We start from the raw sequence: 17,464 nt of genomic DNA on the forward strand, positions 1-17,464 counted from the left end.
GAGCATCACCCAATGCCCCCAGAAACAGCCCTAGTCCATCAAACATAACAACCTCAATACTTACTGTTCTTTGTAGTGACCAAACTTGTAGTTCATCTCGTTGTTACGCATTTCGCCTTTGAAGAAGCGTCTTACATTAGCTTTAAGATAAGTTGAGCCTGTCTTCACAACGCCATCTTGGTCTAAACGACGTGGGTCAAAACCAAAGGTCATATTCAGGAATCTAAATCGCCATGTTTTGCTCGCTCGTTTTACGTAGTCACAGTCTTCACACAGGACGATCTCTTCATCGAAACCGCCGATCTCATCATGCGCGCGTTTAGTCGAGAAAATACATGCGCCAATCGCCGTCGGGAAAAAGAACTGGGTAGTGAACAAGCCTGCGTTAAATAAGCCGTAACCAAACTTGTGTACAAGCGGCAGACCTTTCGAGCTCATGTACACACCCGCCACTTCAAGCTTCTTCTCCTCTAGTTCATAAAGCGCTTTCGCAAGAAAGTTTCGGGGTAAGCTCACGTCAGCATCTAAGAAAAGGATTCTGTTGTATTGCGCCAATGAAGCACCTGTGTTTCGTCCAAGGCTCACACCACGATTTTCCATATGATGAACAGTTAATTTTGGCAACGCGTTTTCATAGGCTTGCGCAACGTCCCTTGTGTTGTCTTCACTGTTCGAGTCGACAACAATCACTTCAAACTCTTGGTGGGTTTGCACACTCAACTCTTCCATTAAGCGGCTAATGCGTTTCTCTTCGTTTAGCGTAATTACGACAATGCTTACCGGTTCCATATTTTCACCTATTCATTCTGCTGTTTAATTAACACTTAGATTAACCAACCAAGCCTTAACCAAGTCTTAGGCAAACATTCATTTTCCGTTCATTAACTTGATGATTTAGCAGCGCTATAAATAGATAAGATAGGCAATGTAAAAGACGATAAAATGGGGTAAGTAAGCGCTAGTGAACGTTTTATCTCCAAACGAATCATTTATCGAAGGAAATTCACTTTGAGATGGGCTTCTGACTTGCTCAGATTTGAATGTGATGTTAGTATCCGCGCTCGCTTAAGCATGAACTCGTTTATGCCTAAGCTTTACCACATACTCAAGGTCGCATTGAGGTGTGAAGTTAATTTTTACTAATTTGAGAGTAAAACTATGAAATTTGAAGCAGTAGTACGTACTGAACTAGGTAAAGGTGCGAGCCGCCGCCTACGTCACGCTGGTAAATTCCCAGCTGTAATCTACGGTGGCGAAGCAGCAGCTGTAGCTATCGAACTTGTTCACGCTGAAGTGATCAACCAAATGGATAAGCCTGAATTCTACGAAACAATCACTCTAGTGATTGACGGCGCAGAAGTTAAGGTTAAGCCGCAAGACGTTCAACGTCACGCGTTCAAGCCTAAAGTTGAGCACATGGACTTCATCCGTATCTAATTCCCTACCAAGGAATAAGATTGGATAATTCCAAGCCTTCTGCATAGAAAAGATAATCGATCTTACCAGTCGAGAAATCTAGAAATTCGAAACCCCGATGCTACCAACATCGGGGTTTCACCGTTTTTGAGCCCTCAAAAACGTCATAAATCTCGCGCAATACACTGAAAATAATCAACTTTCCCCTTCCCCACTTTATCCCAGCTTTGCTTAGGTGGATTAAGGGTGGACGAAAGGTGGACTTATACAGTAGTTTTTCTAACAGTAAGACTAGACCGCTTTTTCGCTAGGTTCAATACACTACTCAAACAAAAAGACAAAACCGACTAGCATCTAGAATATTACTTGTATGGTCTTGTACGCACTTCTAAACGAATAGAGCAATCAAGAATAAGAACTACTCCTTTGGCATAACTCGCTAGCGCTGAGAGCCGCCTACTTACATTCATGTATATTGGATTGGGCTTTACCACCACGTAATACACTCCAAGCTAATCAAACAACACTGAAAGGCGATCAAGAAAACACTTCTAGCCTTTCGTTCATTCTTCACACCACCTTCCAACCTAATCCTTCAACTCTCATTTAATGACATAACATGCCTGAACTACCCACCAGCAAGTAAACCTACTCATCCAGTATTAAGAACTTTAAAGGCCTATAGGCACTCTATGATCCGCACACTCACTTACAAAACATAACACTCGGTTTCTCTGGCCAAAAATCATGGATTCGGAATCCGAATAATTGCTAGAACGTCTATGCAAACCAAAAATATTCAAGTATTTGGGTCCAAGAATTTGTGATGGTGGGGCTCTAGTCGCATCACAAGCATAAAATCCCGCCCCCCCCACCCTCGCGCACTCTAGGTGACACTTTCAGTTCACCTAGAGTGCACGGATTTAAAGAGCTAGGGAGAGATTTTATTGACAAAGTAACGTTGACACTTTTTTGGAAGAAATCTCAATCCAAATTCTAGTGCTAATTCTTAAAAATAAACGGCGTTTTGAAGGAGAAAAAAACGAGTAACTCTAAGATTTTCAATACAACTCGTATAATAAACTCGTAAAAGTGAGGTTGCCGAAGCAAAATTGTAGCGAATATCCGAATTCGCGAATAAAAAGGAGGAATATTGAGATGGTTGCAGCTATGAAAAAGAAATGGCCTGATTAGCCAACTTTCCTTAGGCTCTTCTTTCTAGAATACTCGTAATGTCTTTTTTGAGTTCCTCTGAAAGACGTCCAAATTGTTCTGGTGTAACCAAGCCTTCCTCACACATTTGCATTAGCTGGATAAATGCTCGGCTTCGAGAATGGCCATCAAAAATAAGCTTCATTTGCTTTTGAGATTCTTTGGAATGCTGACACATAAAGTTGAACCTTTCCCCTACAGGTTCTGATTCATCAGTAATCGTTTTGATTGCTTCATCTAGCTGTCGAGTACAAAACCGTTGCGCAGCTACACTCTTTATTTCGCAAAAGATTTTCCAATCAGACTCTTTGATATTCATACCGACCTCCATAAAGTGTTACTTCTTAGGGTAGAACATAGTGTCTTAGACACTTGTTATGTGTCTTTCCCACGTAGTCCTATTAAGTATCCAAATGGCCCTCAACTTGGCACATTGAAAGCCCACAGTCGATACCCATTGGCCCACGATAAAGAGACGTACTTAGTTATTCAAAACAAAGCTTTTAACTATCCTTTCTTATATAAGAAATCATTTAACTCGCTTTTTTTCTTATCCCAAAAATCAAGTCTCATTCTAGCCTGATTGGACTTAGTTGGTGAGCTTGATCTTGATTCGATTAATACCGAACTAATTGTAGAGTCGATCAACTTACCATACTCAAGTAGTTCTTCTTCAGTCATTTTTTTAAGTTCATGTACTTGATTCATTCTTTACAAACCTTTGGATATTAGATAAGAACACCAACATTCTCGCACAAACACATAACGCCCGCTTAAATGGTGAGCAACGCTACCACGACACTCAATTATTACACCGTAGACACAAAAGCTAAATCAAACTAAAACCGCCGAGCGTTGCGAATCCGCCTTAAAACTTTTGTTATGCCGTTGTGACTGGTAAAGAATCAGTCCAACTATGAGCAAAACACTCATTTGTCATTCGAACCCACTCTCCAAGCCGAGCCATCTCATCTTTTGGTCTTGCAGGCACATTGGGCGCACAGCCCCAAAAATCACCACCGGGTTCATTTTTGCCTTTCAATACAACCAAAGCTGTAATCGGAGGGCAACGAGCAGAACAAACCAAATTAGCCAATTCACCTAAAGGATAATCCCAATTACCATGAGGCTCTAACCATTCACCGGTAATATCGTAGTATTTATGCGACAAATCGGTGTAAGTCTGTGCACTACCTTTTCTCGCCCACTCAATCAAAATTGAGTAAACAACTTCAAGCGATACTTTCATAAGTCTCCATATTTTATCTAGTTGAGTACGACATAACGCCTGCATAACACGTTTGCTACGATACAAACCTAGCTGAATTTTAACGCCTTAATCACTGAAACTAAAGGCAAACTGACAACGCCGAGTGTAGCAAATCGTGTTGATGCATTTGTTATGAGTTTATACTTTCGGTTTTGGTAAACAATCAGCAAATCGACGCTGGATAGGAGGGATTTTACCAATATGTTCACCGCCGCCGTGTAAAATAATTAATAACATTCCAGCCATAATTGATACCCCATTAGAAATAATCAACATTTGCTCAAGAAAGCGAATTGGATAACCTTTATTATGTCGATTCACCGCATGTATTCCGCCGTGTACAAAAGAGCTTAATGGTTTCCAAGAGTATTCTTTAAATTCAATGAGCATATCCAAAGCTTCTTGGGGAGCCTTACCTTCAAGTTTAATTAACATTTCACTTAGCATCGGTAGTTTATTTGCTTTGTGAGCTGATTCAGCTGTAAGTTCACACATTAATTTTGATACCGCTACATCAGAAGCACTATAAAGTAACCACATAGCCCTTACAAAAGCTTCATACTGTAATCGAACAAGACCTGATGCCGAGGTATAATTTCCAGACGCTAATAATATTTTTGCGCTTTCTGCATGTTCAAATGCAATACTACACATAATTTTGCTGACACGAACTCGTTCAGACATATTACAAGGAGCTAAAGCAAGGAAAACTAAAAGTTCTTTTTCTAACTCAGCAGATCTCGATAATAGATGGTTGATAAATTACTCCTTATTTAGCCTTAACTCATAACGCCCAATTAAGGTGTGAAGCACGCGACCACGACACTTAATTTGACCACCGAAAACACTGAATTTAATTCAAACCAAAAATGCCAAGCGTGCTGAATCACTCTTAAATTGTTTGTTATGCCACTATTTTAATATAAATTGATACACATCAACACACAAAGAACTAGAACGTCGCACCATTTATAGCTTAGTAAAACACTATTTTAAAAGGTATGAGTCATGAGCTACGGCATTGAAGGTAATTGGAAAGCAGGTTGGGCATTAGATTTACACACAACAAGTAGTATCAGGCTTGAGGATGGCTCATTTGAAAATACATATTCTGATGTTGGCAAGGCACTTAATCGCCTAAAGTACTCAGGGGAAGAAGAAAACATCGAATATCTTGTAGCTGAGCTTGTTGCTTTTTTAAGAACTCGCCTAGTAACGCCTCATATCGAAGTCATTGTGCCAGCCCCAGCCTCCAAACAACGAGACTTGCAACCTGTTTATGCAATTGCGCAAGCAGTTGCAGAAACTTTAGGAATCAAGTACGACCAAAACTATATCGAGAAAGTAAAAAACACCGCTGAGTTAAAATCCATTGAAGATGCAACTGAAAGACAGCAAATATTGAATGGTGCATTTAAAGTAGACTCGCGTTACGCATCAGATAAGATACTGATTATTGATGACCTATTCCGTTCAGGTTCTACTCTTAATGAGTTGACCAAAACAATGTACAATCAAGGGAATGTAGACAACGTATATGTTGTGACTTTGACTAAAACAAGAGTACATAGATGATGGATAGCGTTTTCTTTTCTGGGTCGATCAGTATCAAGACTTTGCCTGAGCGAATCAAGCAAAGCCTTGACGCGATAAAAAACGAAGGGAAACATCGAATTTTGGTCGGTGACGCAAATGGATTCGACTCTCTTTTACAAAAGTACTGCGCTAAAATCGGTTTAACCGATGTCACTGTATATACAATTAGCGAAGTACCACGAAACCATGAAGCACCCTTTGATGTAAAACATGTTAAAGTTCCAGATGGCATTCGCGGAGGCAGACAACGCCAAACATTTAAAGATGAAAAAATGACTCTTGACTCAAACATTAGTTATGTAGTTTGGGATGAGAAAAGCAAAGGTTCTTACACAAATATAATTAGAGCCTTTAAAAGCAATAAGAAAGTTAGAGTCTTTTCTGCTAAAAACAATGTACCGATAAATAATATTGATATCGACAGCATTAATAAGATCTACTTCAATTCAAATGGGTTTGCGGCGAAAGATCTATTAGATGAGTTGTTTAAAAAGGGAGTAAAAGAGTTTGATACCGTAAGACAACTAAACTCTTACCTCTTGAACAATAATTATATCGAAAAGCTAGATGCGTCATCTAACGTATATAGAACTCTAAACACAGAATATGCAACTGATGAACTCTACCGAGGAAGACATAGTGGAGTGAAGTTTAAATATGAGCTAGTACAGGCTCTCGTGAACAAGTTTCAGAACAAAAGTAAAGTTGGTGCCTATGGTGGAATGCGAGGGTAATAGTGGCATAACGCCGCGTTGAGTGGTGAACAACGCTAACCACCTGACCTAAACCATTGTACCTTAAACACTTAACTCAACTGGAAGTGAAATCGCCAAGCGTTGTGAATCCCTCTTGAACAATTTGTTATGTGGTTTTCCCACGTAGTCCTATTAAATTTCCAAATGGGTCCTCAACTTGGCACATTGAAAGCCCATCTTCAATTTCCATTGGTCCACGATAAAGGCTCGCACCTAGTTCTTCAAAATGAGCCAGAGCAACACATAAATTATCTACTAACCAATAAACAACTGTACCACTTTTACCAGCACCAACCTTTTTGTCTGCTTGGACTATTTCTAGTGAGAAACCATTTAGATCAAGCGCCGTGAAGTCAAAGTCAACGTGGTAAACCGGAACGGCTTCTGGAAAAGCTTTTTTGTACCATTCAAGCCCTTTCGCAACATCAGGAACATGAACAAGAACCGCTGATGGATTCATAATTTTTCTCCGACCACATAACGCCGCATTAAGGTGTGAGCAACGCTACCACGAAACTTAACCATACCACCGTAAACACAAAACCCAACGATGGAATGAAAAATGCCAAGCGTTGGGAATCACTCTTAAATGCTTTGTTATACATATTGTCAGGTTAATTTATCTAGTGTCTTTCCGCAGTTTGCAGGCACCCAGTCTTTCAGTGCATCCATACGAACAGCATAAGACATACTCCCTGCAATCTCGATAAACTCTATTTTCTTGTCTAGGTTATTATCTAATGTTTCAAATGCGATTGTCTCTGTTTTATCAGCAATATATATTGCTGCAACTTCCCAGATTCCATTTTTTGATTGGAACACTGGACTTCCTGAGCAACCTGCTCCAACAGGCTGACTTAACTCATAAAGTTGCTTACCTTTAATTCCAGGTAATGCAAACGACGTTCTACGTCTAATATGCCCTTTTGAGTAAATTAAATCAGGTCTACCCAAGACAGCTCCTGATGCATCTCGGGCATCTACGTTTTCATATAAATTTGCGTTCGGATATCCAAAGAGCTGATATTCAAATGATGCAAATTGCAGATCAAAACTAACTCTTACATCAGTTTGAAATGGAGTCCATCCACGCATTTTTAAAAGAGTCACGTCTTCAGTAGGATGAGTGTCTGCTCTATCAGCATTGAACATCTGCCATTTATTGGTAGCTTTATCTACAAATAAGCCAACTATAGCTTGGTTAGGTTCGACCTTAAGGTCAACGACATGAGATGCTGTCAACGCATAGCCATCTGAACCCACAAGAAAACCTGTTCCCAGAAAGCTAACCATTTTCGACTCACCAGGCTTGACTTGTTCTGCCAAGATCAGTGGAAATACAATATCTCTAACTTTAATATCGCCTGAACTCAAACTTTTCTCCTTATGTATAACGCCGCGTTAAGTGGTGAGCAACGCTACCACCAGACCTAAGCTATTGTGCCGTAAACACTAAAGCCGATTCAAACTGAAAATGCCAAGCGTTGGGAATCCGTCTTAAACGCTTTGTTATATGCTAATACCTACAGGGAGTTGGAAAGAGCCTTCCGAACAAACCAAGTACAAAGCTACTACGGTTACAATAATAGGTAACAGAAAAGACTGAAACCATATATAAAAATACCCATATTTAGATAAGGCACTAAACCTTTGACCGGCACCTTCAAGCCTTACACAATAGAGTTCAACGTTTGTTTTGAAATCTATATACTTTTTCCTAGTTTCTTCATCAACCTCATCGTAACTATTCGGAAACTGTCCATTAATCTCAAGTTCATGGAGCCTACGTAACAATTCACGACCACCGTTTAAAAACTTTTTATCAAGTTCTATATTGGTTCCAAAATTAGAATGTATATTATTGCTTGAGAACCAAAGTTTGAAACCAGCCAAATCACCTAACCAATTGACCAACAGTGTGTAAAAGAAATATGCCATTAAAATAACAGCAAGTAGGTCAAAAAGATCCGCAGGAACATTTATGCCGAACAGATTTAATTCACCTAAATCGATATCGTAAAGCTTCACTAAAATAGTCATAAATGAAACAACCAGTAATCTACGACCACTCTTTTCTGTAAGATCGCTTATGATGTCATTACCACTAATTTTTGGCATTTATCCTCCATTGAGTATTTGCATATAACGCCGCGTTAAGTGGTAAGCAACGCCAACCACCCTACCTAAACCATTGTGACATAAACACTTAACCCAAAGTAAGCCGAAAATGCCAAGCGTTGGGAATCCGTCTTGAACGCTTTGTTAAATTCATTTTTCTAGCGTACCGTAGACCCTTTCATACGATTCAACTAAGTCCAAAGTGGTTTGCCTTAGGACGAAAAAACAATTTGTGAAATCCGAAATATTGTTGCTGCGCCCATTTAAGACTATCGCGACGGTCGGATCAGCGAAGTTGTCAAAAAAATTTGAGTTGAAATGTTTGTAAAATGCAACTTGCATATCTTGGTCAAGAAAGTCGAGATATGCTGACAATGAACTCTGCAAGTGTAACGCCTTTGGAGGAAAGTCATTAAACAGATAAAAGTGAAGGTCACGCTCGTGTACAACACCATTTCCGTCAATATATCGCGTACCTTTAACTTTGGTAACAAACGTTTTGTTGTTCAAGTAACCTGATAACTCATCTTCGGAGGGAAAAGTGGTGAACTTTTCATGAGGTTGCTCAGCTAAGACTCGAAACATTAAAACAGTTTGGTTTCTAACTGAACCAACAATCTTCTTCGCTATTTCTTTCGATTTGTTAATTCTATCTGCTTCAAGTTTAACCGATGTCATTATATAAAAAATATACCCAGCAACGACCGACATAGATAAGTTACTGATAATATCTGCAAGCTCTGCACCTCCAGGAAAGAGCTCTGTGACATCAAAAAACACAACATCCAACAAAATCACGACTGCAAGCGCTATAAAGGCAAGTAAGCTTACTAGCATATTTTGCTTTAGCGCATACCAAAATGCTTGAGATACCACGATATTCCTCTATGAATTTAACGCCGCATTAAGGTGTGAGCTGCGCTTGGCTATACTTGAGCGAAGCGAAACTGCCAAGCGTTGAGAATCACTCTTAAATGCTTTGTTATGTCTTTCTATACAGTTGTAGTAGCTGCTGAGATAAGTCGGCCATAGCCCTGTGCTTGAGGTCTTTGTCAGGTGAATCAAGCTTTTCCAAGACTTGCACACTCATTCCAACTGCATTGATACGCTCAAGCATTGACACGTAATCAGAAGCCTGCGTCATGGTTGATTTATATATAACTAGGAAAGTTGCGCCTAGAAAATTTACCAAAACCCCTGACGCACACGACAAAACACCAGCGTATAAATCGCTAGGATTAAGTATTACAGTATAAATCCCGAATCCAATTAATGAAAAACCAACCAGCATAACTATCAATGTCAGAAAGTAGATCGAACGTACCTGTCTTAGATTCCTATCGATATAAGACTCAAGCTTAATTCTTGCAAGATCCCACGCAGCTTGAGTTTCATTAGGGTTACTCTTAACTCTTTCTTCTACTTCTACGTACCTTTCCTTCTTTTTGGACTGCTCATCTGCATTTTGATAGACGAATACGCCGAATAGAAAAATAGCTCCGGGGATCGCTAAAGTCGATGAGATTGTTTCGACCAATTTGGAGTCTTCAATAAAAAACGAGCCAAAGAGTTGGAAAATGATGCCAGCACATATAAGCACTACACCACCGACAACAAGCCTTTTGATAAAATCGTTCCCACCTTTGTACGCTGCTAATATTTGCGTAAAAAACTCAACTATAAATAAGTTATTGATCACTGAAATTTCCTATTTTTCTAGGGTGACATAACGCCCTGTTAAGGGGTGAGCAACGCAATACTGAAGTCGCCGCGTACCACCTTAATCACTAAAAACAACGCATAGTGAAAATGCCACGTGTTGCGAATCCCTCTTGAACAGTTTGTTATGGCGCAACTCACCGCGACTTGCTGACTAACCCAACAAAACCTGCATTCTCTGGTGGCGGAGTGTCATTGGTGTTGTACCAAGTTGAGTCTGGAACCCATTGCTTTAGCACTCTTTGTTCTTTAGCAACCCACTCAGGACGATAAAACAACCTTAGAACGATGCATACAATCGCGTTAATAAGCCGAAACCTTGCTGTTTGCCGCTCCTTCGGCATACCATCAGGTAAAGGAGATTTGAGGCTAGTACACAAACCTTTTATTTTCTCATCTTCAAAGGTGAGTCCATGTCGAAGATGGGCAAACTGATTACGTATTTTGCGAATAATTTGAATCTCTTGATACTCAAATTGGTCTATTAATCCAAGCGAAAGGCATAATTCAACGCGAGAAGATAAGTCCCCAATGGGTGCATTAGCACCAAAGAGCAGGTTTTTGGTCGACTTACCCCCAACGAAAAATGACTCCAGTGTTTTTGACAGCTTTTCATCAATGAGAGCAGCACCAACCAAAGGTAAGCCCCGATCAGTCTCACTTTGGAGTTCGGTTACAAACTCACCCAAATCTACAGCATGTTCTACTAACATATTTCTCCTTGAGCCATAACGCCGCATTAGGGTGTGAGCGGCGCTTGGCTATACTTGAGCGAAGCGAAACTGCCAAGCGTTGCGAATCACTCTTAAATGCTTTGTTAACTGTTTTTACCGCTGTGCTTTAAAATTTTGTTTTTATGGTGAGCCAACTCTTCTACACCAAGAATTGCTCTCATTTTTTTCGATAACGTAACCAACGATGCATCATGACCATGTGTCGATTTTTCAAGGACATAAATAAAAGCTGATTGAATGTCTAACATTTCTCGTGCTGCGTTATCTCGATGCTCTTGAACGGTACCTTCACCTTTTGGCATTTTTATATATTGAGAATTAGCACCAAGCTTTCTTAATTGTCTTTCGAAACCTTCGAGGTTGTTATCAATTTCTTCAGTTAGCCAGTTCATATACTCTAACCGAAGAATAGTTAAGTCAGCAGCAAAAGCATGAGCTTCATCGTAGTCAGTTTTAGTTCTAAGTTCATTGAATGCTTTTAAAACGAGTTTCACATATTGGTCTGAAAACTCTGCTTGTTTATCGAATACTGCATTTGCCATATGAGATGAGGACGCCAAAGCTAGATTTTGCTTTTGTAGGTTTAACTCTTTGTTCCGCTCATGAGCTGAGTTATCACGAACAAGCTGATACAGAGCCGCAACCATCGCACCGACAGCAGGAATTGCAGTAACACCCTTAAAAATCTCATTGATTGGAGCTGCAAAGGTTACGCACAACGAAATAAATGCTATTGCACCTAAGGAAATATAGAATCTAATAGTAACCTCCAAATCTACCGAAACAGTTAACGCTAAGTTAACGCGCCAAAAACCATGGCATAGACTTTCACATAGTGAAAATGCCATGCGTTTTTGGTCGCTGTTGAACGTTTTGTTAGCTTTACCAGCCACCAGGACCTGACATTCCTCCTGAGTTAGAAGGCGATGGAGTAGGAGGTTCTGGGGTTACTTCAGGCGTAAGATCTAATCCTAATTCTTTTGCAAGTTCCGCAAGGCTGATGCATTCAACAACCTGATTTTCACTATTAACACCAGCAACCAAACCATATGATTCAAAACTTAAGCCACCACTTGATTCACCACTAGCTTTTTTGAACGAAGTAAAGTCTTTCACATAGGCGAAAAAGTCCTCTCCCTCCAAGCCAGCTGAAAGCATCGATTCAATGTTATTTATTGAATTTCTCGAAAAGTAAGTAGTGGCTGAAACACCAAACTTTAATCCATTTCTCTGTTCGTTTTCAAACATTGCACCATATACAAGAAAGTGATGTGAGTCTTTGTCCATGAAGTGTGCTTTGGCTTTTTCAAAATCACTAAATTTATCTTCTTCACTTTTTAGGCTTTCGAATTTCCTTTTAAACTCGATCAGCACCCACTTGTTACCTTGGGCAAAAATTGAATCACCCGCACTCTCTTCTTTACCATCTAATGGGGCAAGAACCATTGAATCACCAATACAATTACGGATAAAAAAGTATTCAACCGTTTTCTCCCACCATTTCAAACTCATATATATTCCTTTTCCAAATGAAGAGCACAAACTTTAAGTAAAGCTAACGCCCAATTAAGTTGTGAGCAACGCCGCCACCTTACCTAAACACTTCGCCGTAATCACCAAACAAGTTGAAACCAAAAGTGCCGAGTGTTGCGAATCAGCTTAAATTGCTTGTTATGCTGATGATCCTACTTCTATTTTCAAGCAAAAAAGGCGTGATAAATCACGCCTTTCACTGTTGTTCAAACGGAATTATTTACGTTTGTGACAGTGGTACTCACCTGTTTTACTGTTTGTATGACAGCCATTTGCATCCGTGCCTCCAGAATGAGCAACAGCCGCAGAAACCATACCAAAACTAACAAGAAGAACTAATACTGCCTTTTTCATTTATTACTCCGAAATATACGCTCTAATTTGAGCGCGCGGAGTTTCACACAGATGCAATTAGTTTTATATGATTTAGATCAACCTTGGAGCGGCATAACGCCGCGTTAAGTGGTGAGCAACGCCAACCACCCTACCTAAACCATTGTGACATAATCACTTAAACCAAAGTAAGCCGAGAATGCCAAGCGTTGGGAATCCGTCTTAAACGCTTTGTTATGCGTGCGGTTTCTCCGATAGTTTCAACCATTCAGATTCCGAAGGCATTGTGGCAAATTCTTCGACGTTATCGCTAATAAACGCCTCATCCCAGTTTGCTCGCGAGTCAACATAGACATGAGCCTTGATTGTCGTTTCTAAGTCTTCGGACATCAATCCAGCAGGAACCCAATATGTATCTTTGCTTGAGCTAATGTTTGGTACAGGGCTTCCACAACACTGGCAAAACTCCGATTTAAAGCCTGAACTTGAAAGATAACGACCAATAGAATTTGTACCCGAAAGCCATTTGAAACTATCAGCTTTGACGATTAAAGCTGAATTCGATGACGACCCAGACACTTTGCGACAGAGCGAACAGTGACACTGATAAATCGGAGGTAAAGTACCAGATAGCTCAAACGACACCTCGCCACACAAACAGTTACCTTTCAAACTCGAACTCCTTAATCAAAAAGTACGCATAACGCCGCGTTAAGTGGTGAGCAACGCAGACCACTGCACCTAAAGTATTGTGCCGTAAACACTAAATTCAAAGCAAACTAAAAATGCCGAGCGTTGGGAATCCGCCTTAAACGCTTTGTTATATGTAGAACTCAAAGCTAAAAATATGCTGGTATTGCTCCATTAGAAGCCACTGGTTCCTTTGTGCAGATCATGCAATCAGAGCCCTGAATACTGACAAAACCAAGTTTCATGTAGAACTGCTGATCAATATCACTGTGTAGGTATATAGCCTTGCAATGGTTCCTATCAAATAACTCAGATTTGACTAGGTTAACCAACTTTGACGCATAGCCTTGATGTCGTAGTTCTTGAGGTGTAGCGACAGAGCCAATACCAAAAGCGCTTTCTTTGAGATCGAACATGCCGCTATAAACAATAAGAGATGATACAACTTGACCCTTTTCAACCAATACGTACCAAGTACCAGATAAGTATTTTTCACTATTGCGACAGCCTATTAAGTACTCCTCAGAAGAAAGACCGCCGCCCCATACATCGAAGCCCATTAAATAGATGAAATCTAACTCATGAGCCTCTGCTTTTCTTAGCTTCAGCATTATAAAAATCCTAAATTGACCAAAACATATAACGCCAAATTAAGGTGTGAACAACGCTAACACCTTCGCTAAACCAGTGTGCCATAAACACTAAACTTACTTGAAGTAAGGGCGCCAAGCGTTGTGAATCACTCTTAAATTTCTTGTTATGTGAATTTTCAAAGTTTAAGGTAAGCACTTCCGATTCCCCTACTCTTTGCGTTGGTAAAAAGCTTATCGTGGTCATCGATATGCAAGTTTGCTACAGCATCATAGCTGACTTGCTCTTTAACTTTGAGAGGTGTTAAAACAACCTTGTAGTCATAGCTGTTTTGCCCAGAGTCCACTTGATATTTTTGACCATTTGAGACCAAGGTGGCTATTATTCTATTTGCAGCATTTAGCTGAATTTTGCCTCGGTACCGGTCATCCGAATGGCGATATATTTTTATAGCTATTTTTTGTTCAATTTTTGCATCCAACAGTTCTATCGCCTCGACTATTTTCTCTTGCTTTGCTTTAACCAAAGCAAGTTTCTCTGATTCACGACTTAATAGGTTTTGGATGCGTGTCTTATTACCACTCACTGTCTCTTTTAGCTGTGTGTCCAGTTCAGACAACTGTGAGTTAAGTACATACTCTTCCGATTTTAGTGAAACTAATAGTTCTGAATTGATAACGTGATTCGAGTTGAATGAATCTTTTGTGGTAGTTACATACCGTCCCTGTTTTAAGTCATCATTAAGATGACCAGCGCTCTTAATCTGCTCTATTACTGTAGGAGTAACAAAATTAGCTATTAATACATCTTTTAAGAGAAACGTGGCGATTGCAATAATGGCAGCAGTCCCTACGCTTACTTTAATTTCCGTCGATATACTCATTATTTATCACCATTTACATAACAGCTATATTAGACAGAAAAATTCTGCACTTAAATACAGAATTATTCTGTCTAGTATCTTAATGACGTAAACAATACCCCGTTTTTATGAAAACTAACAGTAACTTAAGCACTACAGCTCTCTGCCTACATCCCAAAATACAGAATTTTTCTATATAGCATGAATTAATGTGCCAAGCTGAAAATCATGTATAGATAACCAGTTACAGTTTAATGAAAAAGTCACCATTCCTATCGTATATACAAGAATATATGCTTGGACGGCACTATGCCCTTCGTACAACGGAGGCGTACATTTATTGGATTCACCAATACATTCTTTATCATGATAAAAAGCACCCAAAGAGCTTAACTTCCAGACATGTAGAAGATTTCCTAACGCATCTGGTTGTTAACAAAAAGTCAGCGAGGAAAACGCAAAGTCTGGCTCTCAATGCATTAGTCTTTTTATACAAAGAAATTATTCAAGAACCCATAGAGCTTGATATGCAGTTTCGGCGCTCAGATAAATCACGAAAATTGCCAACAGTCATGACTCCAGAAGAGATTGGAAGGCTATTCAATCACTGTTCACCTAACTACAAATTACCTTATCAATTAATGTATGGCTCAGGGTTGCGTTTAATGGAATGTCTACGGTTACGTATACAAGATATCGATTATGCATATAAATCTGTACGAGTATGGCAAGGGAAGGGAGGTAAAAACCGCATAGTGACAATAGCAACAGAGCTTTTCCCCGCTATCAAACAACAGCAACAGAGATCCGCGAGTTACTATCATCAAGACATGAATGACACAGTTTTCTCTGGTGTATACATACCTGAAGCTCTTGCTAGAAAGTACCCGAGCGCAGAAAGGAGCCTAAATTGGCAATTCCTCTTTCCCTCTAGTCGTTTGTCGCCAGATTTACAAACAGGCGAGCTACGTAGACACCATATTCACCCAACAGCACTTCAAAAACACATTAAGGTAGCAGGCCAAAAAGCCAACATTGAGAAAAACATCTCGTGTCATACTTTAAGGCACTCATTCGCTACGCACCTTCTTCAAAGCGGAGCGGATATCAGAACCGTTCAAGAACAACTTGGGCACACCGATTTGAAGACAACGCAAATCTATACTCACATCATTGATAGAGGCGCCAATGGCGTTGTTAGCCCATTATCAAGAATATTCGTAAAATAACGATAAATGAAATTCGGATTCCGAATTCTGAAATGACTTCATAATCACGAAACAGGGCACTATCACCTGCTCTTAAGGCTGAGGCCTCTAGTCACTCCAAAAGCTCAATAACAATTTATGTGTGTGTTTTTCTCTGCAGCAATGGCTACGTATCACCTCTTATTGTTGCGCCACCATTACCTATTTACAACTTTCATGGCGCTCACAACGCCCTAACACGCACAATAACGGGATGCCTAACAAACACATTATTAAACAGCGAGTTGCAGGTTTCCCACTCTCTACTTCGAGCTTTCGAAAAGAGATATTTCACAATTTCCATCAATAACAGTGTTCGAAAAAGAACATAGGTCTCAAAAACATACACACCATCAATATGAATAAGACTGCATGGTAAACTGCTTTTATAAAAAAGCAGGAATAAAGAATGATTACTAAGGATAGAGATTCAAAAATCGACAACAGTCTTCAACAGAAAGCTGGCGCAAAAGTAGAGCAAGATGTCGCGTTTTACTTACGCAGAGAGTTTGGAGATGCAAATGACATCTTCATTATCAATGACCTACGCATACAGTTTAAAAATGAAACAGCTCAGATCGATCACTTAGTCCTTTATAACAAAGGATTTATCATTATTGAGTCGAAATCGATTCGCGGTGAGGTTAAGGTCAACAATCAACTCGAATGGAGCCGAACCGTAAGAGGGAATTGGACAGGAATGCCCTCGCCTATCGAGCAAGCTAAGTTGCAAACCAAACTATTGAAAGCACTGTTAAATGACAACGCTAAGTCGTTGCTAGACCGAATTGCGTTTGTACAAGCGTACTTTGGTGGTCGCTGTTGGGATCAACTCTGTGCCGCATCCAATGACGCTCTAATCGATCGAACTTCTATCCCTAAAGATATATCGAAGAAGCTCATTAAAGCCGAATCTATTGGTAGCTGCGTTAAGAGTCTCATCAAAAAACACCGCGTAGGTTCAATACTAAATCCGAATCCTACGTTTAATCGTGATGAACTGTACCGCCTAGTTCACTTTCTAAACGAACAACATGTGCCTGCGTCTTCTCCGGCTCCCAAAGTACATATCGCAGAATTGAGCGAAACTGAAAAGGTAGACTTGATTCCAGCTCAAGAAACAATTGAAGAGGCCAAAGTTCCACAAATAAGGCATGGTTTTAATTGTAAGAAGTGTCAAAGCCCTCAGACCGAGCCGAGGTATGGAAAGTATGGGTATTACGTCTACTGCCCACAATGTAAGGTGAATACTGCAATGCGTATTAGTTGCCATTCTTGCCAATCTAATTCAGCTAAAGTCAGTAAGAAAAAGAACACGTACTCAATTGCATGCTCTTGTGGTGAAGGAACTCAAGTCGTATTTCCTTAATCTAATAATTCGGAATCCG

At 39.9% G+C, this 17,464-nt stretch carries 22 protein-coding genes; 5 read left to right on the top strand and 17 right to left on the bottom strand.

The genetic code is table 11. From position 1 onward, the window contains the following. Positions 1–60: 60 nt before the first annotated feature. Positions 61–789 carry a glycosyltransferase family 2 protein gene (locus tag AACR09_RS11000; RefSeq protein ID WP_054540994.1) on the bottom strand — a complete coding sequence of 243 codons (729 nt, stop codon included), beginning with the start codon at positions 787–789 and terminating at the stop codon, positions 61–63. Between the two features lie 369 nt (positions 790–1,158). Between AACR09_RS11000 and rplY the strand changes: the two genes are divergently transcribed. Next, complete coding sequence (gene rplY / locus AACR09_RS11005) at positions 1,159–1,437, top strand: 50S ribosomal protein L25 (protein ID WP_017083319.1); 279 nt, start codon at positions 1,159–1,161, stop codon at positions 1,435–1,437. Between the two features lie 1,183 nt (positions 1,438–2,620). Here the strand turns inward: rplY and AACR09_RS11010 are convergent. From AACR09_RS11010 to AACR09_RS11030, 4 genes are all read right to left on the bottom strand, one after another. After that, positions 2,621–2,947 (bottom strand): hypothetical protein, encoded by a 327-nt coding sequence (locus AACR09_RS11010; protein WP_050643174.1) that lies wholly within the window; start codon positions 2,945–2,947, stop codon positions 2,621–2,623. 188 nt (positions 2,948–3,135) lie between these two features. Continuing rightward, positions 3,136–3,336 carry a hypothetical protein gene (locus tag AACR09_RS11020; protein ID WP_102498236.1) on the bottom strand — a complete coding sequence of 67 codons (201 nt, stop codon included), beginning with the start codon at positions 3,334–3,336 and terminating at the stop codon, positions 3,136–3,138. Positions 3,337–3,508: 172 nt separating this feature from the next. Continuing rightward, a complete protein-coding gene (locus tag AACR09_RS11025) occupies positions 3,509–3,877 on the bottom strand; it encodes a hypothetical protein (protein ID WP_102498237.1) in 369 nt (122 codons plus the stop codon). Between the two features lie 159 nt (positions 3,878–4,036). Further along, positions 4,037–4,582: a DUF6988 family protein gene (locus tag AACR09_RS11030; protein ID WP_228010504.1), complete on the bottom strand. Its 546-nt coding sequence runs from the start codon at positions 4,580–4,582 to the stop codon at positions 4,037–4,039. Positions 4,583–4,906: 324 nt separating this feature from the next. Here AACR09_RS11030 and AACR09_RS11035 point away from each other — a divergent pair, with 324 nt between their 5' ends. Next, the gene (locus tag AACR09_RS11035) at positions 4,907–5,473 is read left to right on the top strand and encodes a ComF family protein (RefSeq protein ID WP_137007543.1); all 567 of its coding nucleotides are present in this window, start codon (positions 4,907–4,909) and stop codon (positions 5,471–5,473) included. Then, on the top strand, positions 5,470–6,228 hold the full coding sequence (locus AACR09_RS11040) for a hypothetical protein (protein ID WP_193834960.1): 759 nt from the start codon (positions 5,470–5,472) through the stop codon (positions 6,226–6,228). Before AACR09_RS11035 ends, AACR09_RS11040 begins: the two co-directional genes overlap by 4 nt. A 127-nt stretch (positions 6,229–6,355) precedes the next feature. On the opposite strand, the gene AACR09_RS11045 is transcribed toward AACR09_RS11040, so the two are convergent. The 12 genes from AACR09_RS11045 to AACR09_RS11100 all read right to left on the bottom strand — a co-directional run bounded on the left by AACR09_RS11045 (position 6,356) and on the right by AACR09_RS11100 (position 14,850). Further along, positions 6,356–6,709, bottom strand: coding sequence for a VOC family protein (locus tag AACR09_RS11045; RefSeq protein ID WP_193834961.1), 354 nt, complete (start codon positions 6,707–6,709; stop codon positions 6,356–6,358). 149 nt (positions 6,710–6,858) lie between these two features. Then, the gene (locus tag AACR09_RS11050; protein WP_133280425.1) at positions 6,859–7,623 is read right to left on the bottom strand and encodes a S1 family peptidase; all 765 of its coding nucleotides are present in this window, start codon (positions 7,621–7,623) and stop codon (positions 6,859–6,861) included. 135 nt (positions 7,624–7,758) lie between these two features. Further along, complete coding sequence (locus AACR09_RS11055; protein ID WP_077680556.1) at positions 7,759–8,367, bottom strand: hypothetical protein; 609 nt, start codon at positions 8,365–8,367, stop codon at positions 7,759–7,761. Positions 8,368–8,517: 150 nt separating this feature from the next. Further along, a complete protein-coding gene (locus AACR09_RS11060) occupies positions 8,518–9,243 on the bottom strand; it encodes a hypothetical protein (RefSeq protein ID WP_049843906.1) in 726 nt (241 codons plus the stop codon). A 106-nt stretch (positions 9,244–9,349) separates the two neighbouring features. Next, positions 9,350–10,066 carry a TRADD-N-associated membrane domain-containing protein gene (locus tag AACR09_RS11065; protein ID WP_193834962.1) on the bottom strand — a complete coding sequence of 239 codons (717 nt, stop codon included), beginning with the start codon at positions 10,064–10,066 and terminating at the stop codon, positions 9,350–9,352. A 157-nt stretch (positions 10,067–10,223) separates the two neighbouring features. After that, positions 10,224–10,799, bottom strand: coding sequence for an MltR family transcriptional regulator (locus AACR09_RS11070; RefSeq protein WP_193834963.1), 576 nt, complete (start codon positions 10,797–10,799; stop codon positions 10,224–10,226). 104 nt (positions 10,800–10,903) lie between these two features. Beyond that, positions 10,904–11,713 carry a hypothetical protein gene (locus tag AACR09_RS11075; protein WP_193834964.1) on the bottom strand — a complete coding sequence of 270 codons (810 nt, stop codon included), beginning with the start codon at positions 11,711–11,713 and terminating at the stop codon, positions 10,904–10,906. After that, positions 11,703–12,332 (bottom strand): hypothetical protein, encoded by a 630-nt coding sequence (locus AACR09_RS11080; protein WP_193834965.1) that lies wholly within the window; start codon positions 12,330–12,332, stop codon positions 11,703–11,705. Before AACR09_RS11080 ends, AACR09_RS11075 begins: the two co-directional genes overlap by 11 nt. 237 nt (positions 12,333–12,569) lie before the next feature. Next, a complete protein-coding gene (locus tag AACR09_RS11085; RefSeq protein ID WP_102489158.1) occupies positions 12,570–12,707 on the bottom strand; it encodes a YHYH domain-containing protein in 138 nt (45 codons plus the stop codon). A gap of 213 nt (positions 12,708–12,920) precedes the next feature. After that, a complete protein-coding gene (locus AACR09_RS11090; protein ID WP_228010506.1) occupies positions 12,921–13,358 on the bottom strand; it encodes a GFA family protein in 438 nt (145 codons plus the stop codon). A 167-nt stretch (positions 13,359–13,525) separates the two neighbouring features. Continuing rightward, on the bottom strand, positions 13,526–13,987 hold the full coding sequence (locus AACR09_RS11095; protein WP_186176308.1) for a GNAT family N-acetyltransferase: 462 nt from the start codon (positions 13,985–13,987) through the stop codon (positions 13,526–13,528). A 158-nt stretch (positions 13,988–14,145) separates the two neighbouring features. Next, on the bottom strand, positions 14,146–14,850 hold the full coding sequence (locus tag AACR09_RS11100; protein ID WP_193834966.1) for a hypothetical protein: 705 nt from the start codon (positions 14,848–14,850) through the stop codon (positions 14,146–14,148). A gap of 233 nt (positions 14,851–15,083) precedes the next feature. Here AACR09_RS11100 and AACR09_RS11105 point away from each other — a divergent pair, with 233 nt between their 5' ends. Both AACR09_RS11105 and AACR09_RS11110 read left to right on the top strand, forming a co-directional pair. Next, positions 15,084–16,058, top strand: a complete 975-nt coding sequence (locus AACR09_RS11105; RefSeq protein WP_193834967.1) for an integron integrase — start codon at positions 15,084–15,086, stop codon at positions 16,056–16,058. Positions 16,059–16,485: 427 nt separating this feature from the next. Then, a complete protein-coding gene (locus AACR09_RS11110) occupies positions 16,486–17,445 on the top strand; it encodes a nuclease-related domain-containing protein (RefSeq protein ID WP_193834968.1) in 960 nt (319 codons plus the stop codon). Positions 17,446–17,464 lie beyond the last annotated feature (19 nt).

The sequence above is a fragment of the Vibrio sp. OPT20 genome (assembly GCF_963889365.1).
Lineage (GTDB): Bacteria > Pseudomonadota > Gammaproteobacteria > Enterobacterales > Vibrionaceae > Vibrio > Vibrio splendidus.